We start from the raw sequence: 12,702 nt of genomic DNA on the forward strand, positions 1-12,702 counted from the left end.
CCCATCTTCTGCGCAAAATGCCGGGCACGTTCCACGCCGCCCGCGTCGGGCGAGACCACCGTGAGGTTAGGTAGTGCGAGCGACCGGAAATGGCTCACCAGCACCGGGCTGGCAAACATGTGATCGACGGGAATGTTGAAGAAGCCCTGAATCTGAGCCGCGTGCAGGTCGACAAAGAGAGCCCGGTTGGCGCCAGCGGTGGTGAGCAGATCGGCGATGAGCTTGGCGCTGATGGCGACGCGCGGGCGGTCCTTGCGATCCTGGCGGGCATATCCGTAATAGGGGACGACCGCAGTGATGCGGGCGGCCGAGGCGCGTTTGAGTGCGTCGATCATGACCAGCAATTCCATCAGATTCTGGTCGACGGGATAGCAGGTGGGTTGTACGACAAAGACGTCGACGCCGCGAACGTTTTCGAGAAGCTGGAAGTAGACTTCGCCATCGGCAAAGCGTTGGAGCTTGACCTCACCGACAGGAACTCCGATGTGGCGGCCGATCTCTTCAGAAAGCGGACGGTTGGCCGTGCCGCTGAAGAGTTTGAAGCGCCTGTCCTCGCTGAGGTTGCGAGTGCGTTTGCGCTCCGGATTGGGCTTACCGCCTTGTGACTTCGCGTCGAGCGGACCGCTGGGCGGCGTTGGCCCCTTCCCCGCGCCATCCTTGGCGTCGTCGGAGCCCACTTGCTGTTTGTCTTCCAACGTGTCTGTCACCGATCCCACTTCCATCCTCAATACCTCCAAGCTGGTTGGCTTTGGCTGCATCCGGTTCTTGCGGATTGCGGAAGTTGGCTGGGCGACTAGGATTCGAACCTAGACAAGTGCCTCCAAAGGGCACTGTCCTACCATTAGACGATCGCCCAACAACGCTTCCGATTCCGTCTGCTGATAGCCGTCCGCGAGTCTCTACGACACTGTGGCTGGCTGTCAACCTTCTTGCTGCACGAGCATGTTTGCCCAATATTCTGATCGCGGCAGGGTGCGTGTGATCTTGCTTTCGACGCCTGCTACGGTCAGCCGTTCCTGGGCTGCCAGTGCATCTCTCTGGGCCAGGTACAACCCGAAGAGTGCCGAACCAGACCCGGACAGCGAGGCATGAAGGGCTGCCTCCGGAGTGCCGGAAGCCGCAAGAAGACGCTTGATTTCTGCAAGGGAGGGATGCTGGAGAAAGACGACGCGTTCGAAGTCGTTCTGGATCCAGCTACTGATCCCGGTGCGGACAAGCGCGGACTCTTGAGGTCCGGCGAGGTCCCCATCCAAGACAGGGACACCGGAGGAGCCTGATCCATGCTGACCCTGCGGAATTGCTCCCGCGAAGGCGCTGACATAGGCGCGGCTCAACTGTTCCAGTCTATCTTCTGATGCATCAGCGGTCAAACCCTCTGTCGCGCAGAGAGCGTCCCAGTCGCGGAAAGCCTGAGGCGTGGACACGCCCACTGGTGGGAGAGCAACGACACACCATACCGGTTCAAAGTCCGGCAGAGGGAAAACGCTCTGCCCGTGGTCCCGTCCGAGGACGGCTCCGCCGACCAGAAACAAGGGCACATCGGAGCCAACTTTCTCAGCCAGTTGAAGTTGGCGCACAGGCCAATTACCACCCCCCAGACCTATGTCAATCAGAAGATCATCGAGATCGGGGTTGGAAGCGGCGTGCCGCGAAAAGACCGGAGGGATGGGAGCGGTTGTTGCCGGCAGGCCGAGTTCTGCTTCCAGGCCTATCATCGCTGCGATGGCGTTGGCGGAACCAGCTCCCAATCCTCCCTGGACAGGGAGCCGTTTTTCGATGTGGATGCCGACTTGGGCCGGGGCGTCCAGGTCTTCGAGCGCCAGCGATACCATCTTCCACGCAGTATTGCGGTTATCCGTCGGGACGCGGTGGTCGTTAGAGGTGAGACGGATGGATGTGGTCGGGGCGGGGCGGGCCGTCACGATGACTAAGTCGTGCAGTTCCAACGTCTGGTAGGCCGTCGCAAGCTCGTGAAATCCGTCGGGTCGCGGTGCGCCTATATATAGGCCGAGGTTGATCTTGGCGTGCGAGCGGACGGTGGTGGGCATACCGGTCCATTGTAGAGCGAGGCCGTCCTGGACTTCGCCGGCCCTGCCCTGCAACTTATACGGATCTCGCAACCGGAATACTCGTAGAATGATGGTGCGCTTCTGCCCCAGATCGCGTTGAGCACACGCGCGAAAGGAGAACGCCATGCCTGCCCTGGGCAAGGTCACATTCGGCTTCGCGCTGCGATGTGCTTGTGCGCTCCTCCTGTGCTTCTCCGTCTGGAATGCAAACGGCCAGGATCTTTCGCCGCACTCTTCCGCAGGGCAAACCTCCGACGCTCAATCCGAGGTCTACTCCGCCCCGCTGGAAATGATTCTCGACAAGCCCTATGTCTCGGTAATGGTGAACGGCCGCGGACCTTTCCGGTTTCTTATCGATACGGGAACGGGAGGCCAGGTGCTGGTTTCGCGAGAGCTGGCGGAAGAACTGCTTCTGCCGCTGGCAGGGCATGCGCATTTGACAGACCCAAGCGGTCTCGGCGAACAACGTTCCGAGATTTCCCGGATCGATTCTTTGAATCTTGCTGGTGTGGAGTTTTCAGAGGTCGATGCGGTAGTTCACAACCTGTATGGCGACGCGAACTTCCAGGGCGTGCTTGGGTTCACGCTCTTCGAAGACTACCTGTTGACGCTGGACTTTCCAGCACACCGGATGCTGCTCACACGCGGGGAAATCCGTGGGGATTCAGGCGGATCGGTCCTGCCATTCCGCATGCCGGATGGAGTTCCGATAGTAGCTCTCAAGATCGGTGATCAGCAGTTGGAGGCACAAATTGATTCGGGCGGGACTGGGCTGAGCGTTCCTCAGAAGGATTCAAGAGAACTGAAATTCCAGGAAACCCCTGAGGCGTTCGCCACCGGCGAATCGGTCTCCACAAAATTCGAGATCAAGGCAGCACGGCTGCAGACGGATGTAAAGCTTGGCCGCTATACCTTCAAGCAGGCGTTTGTCGAGATCAGTTCAGTGTTCCCACTCGTAAACATCGGTTCGACGCCTCTCAAACATTTCATCATCACATTCGACCAGGCCAAAGAGTTGGTGCGCTTGTATTCGAACGAAGACACGCTGCGTCTTGATGCGTCGCCGTCGACGACGCAATTGCTCAACGAGCAACCACGGCAGCAATCGGATAACAAGCTGGTGCCGGTGGGGTGAGAGGCAGTTGTCAGGGGTCAGTGTTCAGTGATCAGCTTTCGAACAAATTTGTCTAGCACCCTGACTCGGACGACATGCTTCAGTGTTCTTTTTCGAGTTCTACTACCATGACTTCGATTGGGTCTTTGCCTGCGTTTACATCGGCATGTTGGGTATCGGGAGGATTCGCTGGAAGCCAGTAGGCATGCCCAGTTTCCCACGCATGCTCTTCCGATCTGCCGCTTTTTTCAACGATCTTCATGGTGCCCCCTTTAAGCGCGATGATGACCCTGGGGGGGCGTGCCGGTGCATGTTGAGCGGTGCGTCTGGATATACGACCGACTTCCATACTTTGACATCTTCGTTTTCGAACTGCGGATATCGCTGCGTTGCGGCCTGCTGTGAGCGCATCACAGCTACGGTTCCGGCCAAGACGACAAGAGCTACGAGTGCATGGCTTAGGAATTTCTTCATGCAGATCCTCCAGTGGCGGAAGTCTAACATCCGGTTCTCGAATTTCGTTGCGACTGTGCGGCCGCGCTGGTTAGGCTTGGAACGACGATTCCCCAAACAGAAGAATTGTTTTGATTCGTCATGCGTCGAACGCGGATTCGCGCAAAAAAGCAGCTCTCGATTCGAATTCGAATCGATTTCGCAAATCGTAAATCCGCGCCATTCACAGCCAATTCGCTGATTTGATTTAAATTGCTCGGGAGGTTTGTTTATGAGGCGTCGTAGTTTTTTGATGAGTGCAGCCGCATTGTTACCGGTCGCGGGAATTGACCTCGAGGCGCTTGCGAAAACGCCGGGGGTTTCGCCGTCCGGACAAGCGCATGTTGTTGCCGCGGGCAAGGATTGCCAGGATGAAACGCACTCGCGGGGCTATAGCACGATTTTGTTCAAGGTGCTTCCGCGGGAGACGAGCAACGGGCTGTTTGTGATTGAACACGTGAATCTCGTGAAGATCGGACCGCCACTGCATTTTCATCCCCATCAGGAGGAGTACTTCTACGTGATCGAGGGAGAGGTGCGGTTTGCGCTGGGTGACAAGCGCCTGACGCTTGGTGCGGGTGATTCCGTTTTGGGGCCGCGCGGGATTCCGCACACGTTCGCAGCGGTTGAGGGAAAACCCGGGCGGATGCTGATCGCGTTTTCGCCGGCGGGGAAGATGGAGCAATTCCTGCGCGACACGGCCGTCCCCAATCCGCCGGTGGAGGATGCGGAGTTCTGGCGGAAGTACGAGGTCGAATTGGTAGGTCCGTCACCGTTTCAAGCTTGACTGCAGCCGGGCTGCCAGGGAACCGGCGGGATTCGCGGAGCGTATCAGCACGTGCGGGGCTACACTGTTGCCGCAGGGATAAACGTGCTTTCGAGTACGCGAAAGGTAGAGGGCGAATGAAGAACTTGATCTATGGCTTTATGGCGGCGACCGCGCTTGCTGGGGCGGTCTCATTAAGTGCGCAGACAGCAGACGAGATTGTTGGGAAATACATAGCGGCGATCGGCGGAAAAGATGCCATCAGCCAAGTGAAATCCATGTATATGGAGAACTCGGTCCAGGTGATGGGGAACGACAACCCCGGCACTACCACGATCGTTGACGGCGTCGGCTACAAAAGCGAGACCGAATTCAACGGCCAGAAGATCATCCAGTGCGTGACCGACAAGGGCGGCTGGATGGTGAACCCGATGGCTGGTTCGGCAGACCCTGCCCCCATGCCGGATGATCAGTACAAGTCACGGAAAGGGGACATCTACGTCGGGGGCCAGCTCTATGACTATGCGGCCAAGGGCAGCAAGATTGAGTCGTTTGGCAAAGACGGCGATGCCTACAAGATCAAGCTGACGACGAAAGACAACGTTGAATCCATTTACGTTATCGATCCCAAGACCTTTCTGGTCACATCGGTCTTAACCAAAGGGGACATGCAGGGGCAGCCGGTGGATATCACGACCAGGCTCTCCGACTACAGGAAAACCGACGTCGGCTACATGCTCCCTTATGCAATGGATATCGACCTCGGCGGCCAGTTCTCTTTGACCATCGCAGTCAAGAAAGTGGAATTAAACAAAACGATCGACCCCGCCATATTTGAAATGCCAAAGCCTGCGGCAGCGGCGGTACCTGCAGCCAGGTAGTGGTTTTGCTCGAGCGCCATGCGCTGCCTGTTCAGGCGGTTCCCATGGCGCTCGCGACCATCTGCTTCGCGGCGCGGAGCGTCGACACGGGATCGCCGGTGGGATGGAACTCCATGGCGACGACCCGACGGTAGTTCAGCGCGGCGAGTTTGCGATAGATGTTGGCGTAGTTGATTTCGCCGGTGCCTGGCTGGTGCCGCCCGGGAACATCAGCCACGTGAATCAAGCCAATCACGTCAATGTGCTTGTCGAGTTTCTCGATCAGGTTGCCTTCGGCGATTTGTTCGTGGAAGAGATCGTAAAGGAATTGCACCTGGGGATGGTTGACGGCGCGCACGATGTCGATTGCCTCTGCGGCTGATTGCAGGAAGTAGTGCGGGTTCTCCTCGGGATCAATGCATTCCAGCAGCAGACGCACTGGCTGGCCATCAATTTGTTTGCCTTCAATGAGGCCGGCCGCCTGCTTCAAGCCTTCGATGCAGCTTTGATGCTGCTGTTCGCGGGACATCCCTGGAACGACGTTGCCGGAGAGCACGATCATCGCGGGGCAATCGAGCCTCTGCATCGGCGTCAATGCCTGCTTGAATTCGGCCAGAAAGGCATCTCGAACCGCGGGGTTGCCGATTCCATTATGCAACCCAGCGGTTGCATCAAAATGAATACCCAATTGCTTGCTGGCCGCAATGGCGCGTGAATAGTCGGCGTCGCTCCATTTCGCGTACTCTCCGACAAGCTCGACGTTGGCGTAGCCCGCTTTGGCCACATTGACGAGGCGTTGCTCAAAAGGCAGATCCGTCCAGACCGTCCATAGCATGATTGAGAGCGCAAAAGGCGGACTCTTTACGGCCGTGTCTGGCAGATCGAGAGAGCTTTCAGCATTTAACACTGTGCTTGCAATTGCGGCCGAGGCGATGCTCGTTGCAAACTGGCGGCGACTGAAAATAGTTCGATTCATCGATTCACCTGGAAGTTCCGCAGGAGCTAGAGCCCCCATCGTGTTTAGAAGTCGTTGCGGCAAGACTGGAGCCGCGCCATGTTGCCGAGAGTAAGGGGGCTATGCCCCAGCCTCTGAAGTGTCCGCGGGCATAAGAAAACTTGCAGCCAATATGATCCATCGTTACCTCGTTTCGACCTTTCCTGAGCGGCGGAGTGCCTGCCAGTCCTTCTCGGTTTGATCGGCATAGAGAGAGCCGAACCTGGCGAGGGCTGAGGCGAAAGTCACTCCGTTTCCGAGATAACCCGCGAGGACAAGCGGATCGCCGGAGCGGGCGTGGCCGCGAGCCAGCAACTCGCCGCAAACTTCGCCGAATGCGGCAAGACCGGTGCCCGCGAGATCGGGCAGTTCTATGGAGCCCTTGTGGTCATTCAGTTGACGGACAAGGAACTGGCGGGAACCGATATGCGTCCAACCGAGAAAAGGGTCAGACTGCAACTGCATGGCGCGCTGGCCGATTACCACGCGCTGGCCATTGTGCTGACAGGCATTCGTATTGGGCAGATAGGGTGAGTACGCAGAAGGGGCTTCCTCCTTGATCTGTAGAAAGAGCGGGTCATTAGCTCCGTTGCCCTCGAAGTAGATGCAGTAATCGCGCAAACCCACAGAGCCCGTGCCGACCACCTTGAAGGCAACGTCAACGGGGCGATAGAGCGAAAGCAGGTGCTGGCGCTGCAACTCGAGAATTTCGCGATAGGGGCCGAGGGCTTCGAAAACCTTCTCAGCTTTTGAACCAGTGATGCGCCAGAGGCAGCGCTCGATCTCTTTGAACCGGCGGGGGCCGTTCGGCTTGCCGGGAGTGGGCTCGGTGAGTTGCTCGAGGCTGTGGAGCGGCGTGGCGCGCTCGGCTTTGAGCAGGGCCTCATGCACGGGCTCAACATCTCCTAGGCGATGGACCTGGAAACGGCCGACCTCAAGCAAGGGCATCCTGGCGAAGGCGCGCATCTGTTCGCAGTAGCGCAGGATGCAATGCTCGACCGCCTCGCGCGCCGAGGATTCCTTGTGGCGCGATTCGCGGCCCGCGAGCACAATCGATGTCGCCATGCGCTTCAGGTCCCACTCGAAGGGGCCGCGCGTTGTCTCGTCGAAATCGTTGATGTCGAAGACCAGGCGGCCATCCGGTGCAGCGAAGGCGCCCAGATTTCGGACGTGCGCATCACCGCAGAGTTGAGCTTCAATGCCGGAGTTAGGCAGGACGGCGAGGTCGGCGGCCATAACGGGAGCGGCTCCGCGGAAATACCCGAAAGGCGACTGCGCCATGAGCTGGTGCTTGAGCTTCAGCAGAGCCGGAACGCGCCCTCGTTCAACGCGCTGAAGCACTGAGAGCGGCGTGGCTCTGCGCGCCTTGATATGGAGCTGATCGTTCTCCTGGCGGCGCAGCTGCTTGCGCCGCGATTGTCCAAGATTCCGTCGTTCTTCCGGCGTGGCCCAGTTCATGGGAGAGATGCTCCCTTCGCACTCAATGGAACTATAGCGCCACGGCCGCGAGTGTAACCAACACTGCGGGGCTGCCGGGGGATAACGATTGCTCGTTTACACTGGATTTCCGGCACACGATCCAACCACTCATGTTCTCCACGGTGGCCGCGCGGAGGAAATTCCTTTGAAACGTCTTGATATTTGCTCCCTGTCGTCATCTCTTGCGGTCTTGCTGCTTGCCGCCGCGATGCCGGCACAGGAGAACCCAAAACCGCTCACAGTTGAGACGATTTTCTCTCATGGTCCGGTAATCGGGACGCCGCCGGGCGGCCTGGCATGGTCCCCTGACGGACAGCATCTGACCTATCTGGACGGCGGCGAGCTGATCGATCTTGATCCGGGCTCAGGAAAACCGCATGTCCTGGTGAGCCGAGCCAAGCTTGCCACCCTCACCGGGGGAAAAGCCTCTGAGCAGGATCGCGACCACCGGGAACGTTATGGAATGGCCAACTACCTCTGGGCGCCGGATTCGAAGCACCTGATGTTCGACTCGAATGGCAGCTTGTGGATCTACGACCTGAGCAACGGGACAGGCGTAGATGTTGGCCTCTCCGGAGAGAGTTCGGGCGACGATCCCAAATTCTCACCCAACGGCGAATATGTTTCGTTTATTCGCAACCACGGGCTTGCGGTGGTTCCGCTTCGGCAGCCGGGAACGCCGACAGTGAATGTGGCCGGGGCGCCCAATCCAACCATCCTCAACGGCGAAGTTGACTGGGTGTACCGCGAGGAACTCGATACGAAGAGCAATTACTTCTGGTCCCCGGATTCAAAAAGCCTGGCGTTTTTGCAGATGATGGAGGAGAACGTTCCCGAGTATCCGATCACCGATTGGATCCCGACCCACGCCACCGTGAACAAGCAGCGGTATCCCCAACCGGGCGATCTGAATCCGGATGTGCGCGTAGGGGTGGTGAGCGCGAAAGGTGGTAAAGTCTCGTGGGTTCACGTGCCCATCGAGCAGGGCCAGGATTACATTCCGCGGTTTGGATGGATTGATCGAAAAACGCTGTGGGTCGAAACGCTGAGCAGGGATCAAAAGCATAGAAAGATTTACTTTGCCGATCCGGGTATGGGAACGGCCCACAGCGTGTTGGAAATATCCGATGAAAAGTTCCTCAACGAGAACTTTGACGTATTCGTTGCGGATGGTTTCATCGTGCTGACCGACTGGACTGACGGCCACAACCAGCTCTATCTCTACAAATACAACCAGGGAAAAACTGACTCTACAAATGCCGAGTTGGAGAAGCAGGTAACGAAAGGCGACTTCGAAGTTGGCGACGTATACCGCATTGATCCCTCGCGGAAGGAGATCTATTATGCGTCCAACGAAGGCTCTGCGCTCGAGCAGCAGGTATGGCGCGTCACGTTTGACGGTGAGCGCAAACAACTGACCACCGGAGAGGGCAATCACGAAGTCGATTTTTCACCGTTGGGAGGCAAGTTTACCGACAAGTATTCGTCGCGGATGGAACCGCCTGTCTTGGAGCTTTGTGCGATCGGGGCCAAATGTGCTGTGTTCTGGGCGTCACGCGCCATCGAATCTCTGGGACTGCGTGCTCCGGAGCAATTGGAAGTGAAGGCACACGACGGAACCACGCTGTATGCCACGTTGCTGCTGCCCGCGAATGCACCATCCGCTGCGAGTGTACCGCTGATTGTGAATCCCTATGGCGGCCCGGCAGTGCAGACGGTATTGAACCGGTGGAGCGATGCGCTGCTCTTCGACGAGCTTCTTGCCCAGCATGGGTTTGCGGTGCTGCATGCGGACAATCGCGGCATGAGCGGGCGTGGGCGCGAGTTTGCCCAGGCGGCTTATCACAACCTGGGGCCGGTGCAGCTTCAGGATCAGTTGACCGTAGTGGATGCAGTTCTAGCCAAAAATCCCCAGCTCGATGCGAAGCGGCTGGGTTGGTGGGGGTGGAGCTGGGGCGGTACCTTCACGCTCTACGCGATGACGCATTCTGATCGCTTTCGTGCCGGAGTTGCCGTAGCACCGGTGACGGACTGGCGCGATTACGACTCGATTTATACCGAGCGATACATGAGCAGGCCAATGGATTTTCCGGAGGGATATCAGAATTTTTCCGTGGTCAATTCGGCAGCCAATTTGAAAGGGCGGCTGCTGCTGGTACACGGGACAGGCGACGACAACGTGCACATTGAAAATACCGTGCAATTCGTGCAGAAGCTCATCGAGGCGGAGATTCCGTATGATCTGCAGATCTACCCGCGCAAAACTCACTCGATCTCAGGCGCCGATGTGCGCACGCATTTGTTCTCGCGCATTCTGGCTCAATTTGAGCAGTATCTGAAACCGCCGGTGCAATAACAATGGACGCAGAATTAGAAGCGTCAACGAGAGCCGAACTGGAGCGGCTGGAACTGCTGCTGCTGAATCCGGCGGTGCGGCGCAATCGAGAGCAAGTGTCCGGGCTGCTCGCGCAGGATTTTGTGGAATTTGGCTCGTCGGGGCGGGTCTGGACGCGAGAGGAGACGCTGGAACTGTTGGCAACAGAGACGTATGCACCGCCTGCTGTTGAGGGCCTTGAGTGCAGGATGATAGCCGCGGATGCGGCGCTGGTTACATATCGCGCGGTGCGCCGAGATGCGACGGGAGTGCAGAAGACTACGCTGCGAAGCTCAATCTGGACCAGGACTTCTGGAAATTGGCAAATGCGTTTCCACCAGGGAACGCGCATGAGCTAACGGAAATTGACTCGAAGCGGCTGCCCTACAACTCGTGCCGGCGGAAAAGATCGTCCTTCTCACGACACCGACAATTGGTGCATTCAAGGCAGCAAACAAGGAGAATAGCGACACCCAGCGTGACCAGGATGGCCAGCACGCTGGCATACGAAGCGAACCAATGAACCAAGGTATGCATTTTTCAGGCGGCCCGCGCTCGCATCAGACCGCCCCTGGTGAAGACACCAACGGCGGCAGAAAGGCTCGAAGCAGACAACACTCCGGCAACGCGAGTTTACCACTAATCTAGATGCATAATTCAGGTCTTGAAGTCAGGCGAACAAAAGACGAAAATTGAAGGCGCAAATGTTGGCAGACGATTTAAACCCGGCTGAAGGTCTCGAACCCGACCAATGGCCGGATGGGACAGTACCTGCAGCGACCGAAAAGGTCTTCCCGCCGAGAGTTTCCCGGGAAGATCCCTGCCTGAACTGGCTCTTCGTGGACCTGAATTCCTACTTTGCATCGGTGGAACAGCAGGATCGGCCGGAGCTTCGCGGCAAGCCGATAGGGGTGGTGCCGATGCTCGCCGACACGACATGCTGCATCGCCGCCAGCTATGAAGCGAAAGCACACGGAGTAAAAACGGGGACGGTGGTCGCCGATGCAAGGCGGATGTGTCCCAACATCATCCTGGTGGAGGCACGTCACGAGATTTACGTGGACTACCATCATCGGATCGTTGAGGCGGTGGAGAGCTGTCTGCCGGTGACGGCGGTGATGTCGATTGATGAGATGGCTTGCCGGTTGATGGGCCGGGAACGACCCCTGCTGGCCGCTCTGGAGCTGGGCAGAAAAGTGAAATCGCGGATCCAGGAGAAGGTCGGGGCTTTTCTCCGCAGCTCAGTTGGCTTGGCAACGAGCCGATACTTAGCCAAGGTCGCCAGCGACATGGAGAAGCCCGATGGGCTGGTGGCGCTGCCCCTTGATGTGTTGCCAGGGGCGTTGCTGCGGCTTACTCTGCGCGATCTACCGGGCATCGGGGCAAAGACAGAAAAGCGACTGAACGAAAAAGGCATCCGGTCCATGGAAGACCTCCTGAAGCTGAATTGCGAGCAGTCGGGCGAGCTTTGGGGATCGGTGTGGGGTGAGCGGCTGTGGCATTGGCTGCAGGGCGAGGACTTCGAGATGTCGGAAACCGAGCATCTGAAGTCGATCAGCCACTCGCACGTGCTGGCGCCGGAGATGCGGACGGCGGAGAAAGCTTGGGCGGTGGCGCACAAACTGCTGCATAAGGCGGCAATGCGGCTGCGCACGCACAAGCTGTGGGCGAGTTCGATCGGGCTGGCGGTCGGTTTTTCGGTGCCGAGAAGTCAGAATGCGCCCGTGAGTCGTTTCGGCATACCCACGCGCGGGTGGCATCACGAAATCAAGCTAAGCGAGTGCCAGGATAATCAGACGCTGATCGGCGCCTTGTGCCGGCTGTGGACAGAACGTCCACATGGCGCCGGATACGACGAGCCATACTTTATCGGTGTGAGTCTGAATGGGTTGGTGCCGGACCGGCTCCACTCGCTGAATCTGTTTGACTCGCTCGACAACGCGAAGAGCCGAACGAAACTGCTGGAGGCGATGGACCAGCTGAATCAGAAATACGGCATGAGCACGCTGGCGCCAGCGACGATGCTGGCAGCATACAAGGCTGCGCCAACCCGGATCGCATTCCACAGCATTCCGGATTTGTTTTGATGGCGCACGTAACACCGCCGAGGAACGTAAAAGCATTGGTGAAGATGCCATACCCGTGTGTTGTCAAGTGTTGCGTCGTCGCGCGGCGCTCCAACTCATACATTCCAAAAACCAAATCACCGCCACCGCTTTGCAGGTTTTCTCCTTCGTCTCAGGCACAATCATCTGGACGAGCACGATGCTCATCCAAGGGACCGAAGCGGAAGGGCCTACCCTCCAAAACAAATTGGGAGTTTTTCCACAAAAAGTTTGCCGGAAATTCCATTCTGGCGATGCGACCAATTCAGTCGGCTGTGAACTACGTTTATCGAAATGTTACTGACGAATAGGACACTGACGAATAGCCCACCAGAACGAAGCCGCAGGCGCCGCGGCCGCTACGGCAGTGGCTGGCGAGTTGCTTTGAGGCCGGGATAGGTTGGGTCACAGGAGGTACCTACTGTGACCAACCTTCGCAAGATGATGCT

At 57.9% G+C, this 12,702-nt stretch carries 11 protein-coding genes and 1 tRNA gene; 6 read left to right on the forward strand and 6 right to left on the reverse strand.

The window, feature by feature from the left end:
- The 3 genes from WA354_RS11770 to WA354_RS11780 form a co-directional block, all read right to left on the reverse strand.
- Positions 1-722: ribose-phosphate diphosphokinase (locus WA354_RS11770; protein WP_472813205.1), on the reverse strand; the 722-nt coding region annotated here is incomplete at its 3' end.
- A 60-nt stretch (positions 723-782) separates the two neighbouring features.
- Positions 783-856, reverse strand: a tRNA-Gln gene (locus WA354_RS11775).
- A 64-nt stretch (positions 857-920) separates the two neighbouring features.
- Positions 921-2,195 (reverse strand): 4-(cytidine 5'-diphospho)-2-C-methyl-D-erythritol kinase, encoded by a 1,275-nt coding sequence (locus WA354_RS11780; RefSeq protein ID WP_472813206.1) that lies wholly within the window; start codon positions 2,193-2,195, stop codon positions 921-923.
- Here WA354_RS11780 and WA354_RS11785 point away from each other — a divergent pair.
- A complete protein-coding gene (locus WA354_RS11785) occupies positions 2,194-3,204 on the forward strand; it encodes an aspartyl protease family protein (protein ID WP_472813207.1) in 1,011 nt (336 codons plus the stop codon). The genes WA354_RS11780 and WA354_RS11785 overlap by 2 nt on opposite strands.
- Before the next feature lie 79 nt (positions 3,205-3,283).
- On the opposite strand, the gene WA354_RS11790 is transcribed toward WA354_RS11785, so the two are convergent.
- Positions 3,284-3,445 carry a hypothetical protein gene (locus WA354_RS11790; RefSeq protein ID WP_472813208.1) on the reverse strand — a complete coding sequence of 54 codons (162 nt, stop codon included), beginning with the start codon at positions 3,443-3,445 and terminating at the stop codon, positions 3,284-3,286.
- A gap of 462 nt (positions 3,446-3,907) precedes the next feature.
- Here WA354_RS11790 and WA354_RS11795 point away from each other — a divergent pair, with 462 nt between their 5' ends.
- Both WA354_RS11795 and WA354_RS11800 read left to right on the forward strand, forming a co-directional pair.
- Complete coding sequence (locus WA354_RS11795; RefSeq protein ID WP_472813209.1) at positions 3,908-4,462, forward strand: cupin domain-containing protein; 555 nt, start codon at positions 3,908-3,910, stop codon at positions 4,460-4,462.
- Positions 4,463-4,578: 116 nt separating this feature from the next.
- Positions 4,579-5,322, forward strand: coding sequence for a hypothetical protein (locus WA354_RS11800; RefSeq protein WP_472813210.1), 744 nt, complete (start codon positions 4,579-4,581; stop codon positions 5,320-5,322).
- Positions 5,323-5,353: 31 nt separating this feature from the next.
- Here WA354_RS11800 and WA354_RS11805 read toward each other — a convergent pair whose 3' ends face one another.
- On the reverse strand, positions 5,354-6,277 hold the full coding sequence (locus tag WA354_RS11805) for a hydroxypyruvate isomerase family protein (RefSeq protein WP_472813211.1): 924 nt from the start codon (positions 6,275-6,277) through the stop codon (positions 5,354-5,356).
- 162 nt (positions 6,278-6,439) lie between these two features.
- Positions 6,440-7,753, reverse strand: coding sequence for a DUF2252 domain-containing protein (locus WA354_RS11810; RefSeq protein WP_472813212.1), 1,314 nt, complete (start codon positions 7,751-7,753; stop codon positions 6,440-6,442).
- Positions 7,754-7,919: 166 nt separating this feature from the next.
- Here WA354_RS11810 and WA354_RS11815 point away from each other — a divergent pair, with 166 nt between their 5' ends.
- The 3 genes from WA354_RS11815 to WA354_RS11825 all read left to right on the forward strand — a co-directional run bounded on the left by WA354_RS11815 (position 7,920) and on the right by WA354_RS11825 (position 12,235).
- Entirely contained in the window at positions 7,920-10,130 is a 2,211-nt protein-coding gene (locus tag WA354_RS11815) for an alpha/beta fold hydrolase (RefSeq protein ID WP_472813213.1), read from the forward strand.
- Between the two features lie 2 nt (positions 10,131-10,132).
- Positions 10,133-10,507: a nuclear transport factor 2 family protein gene (locus WA354_RS11820; protein ID WP_472813214.1), complete on the forward strand. Its 375-nt coding sequence runs from the start codon at positions 10,133-10,135 to the stop codon at positions 10,505-10,507.
- Positions 10,508-10,852: 345 nt separating this feature from the next.
- Positions 10,853-12,235: a DNA polymerase Y family protein gene (locus tag WA354_RS11825; RefSeq protein ID WP_472813215.1), complete on the forward strand. Its 1,383-nt coding sequence runs from the start codon at positions 10,853-10,855 to the stop codon at positions 12,233-12,235.
- Positions 12,236-12,702 lie beyond the last annotated feature (467 nt).

The organism is Occallatibacter sp. (assembly GCF_049802275.1).
GTDB lineage: Bacteria > Acidobacteriota > Terriglobia > Terriglobales > Acidobacteriaceae > Telmatobacter.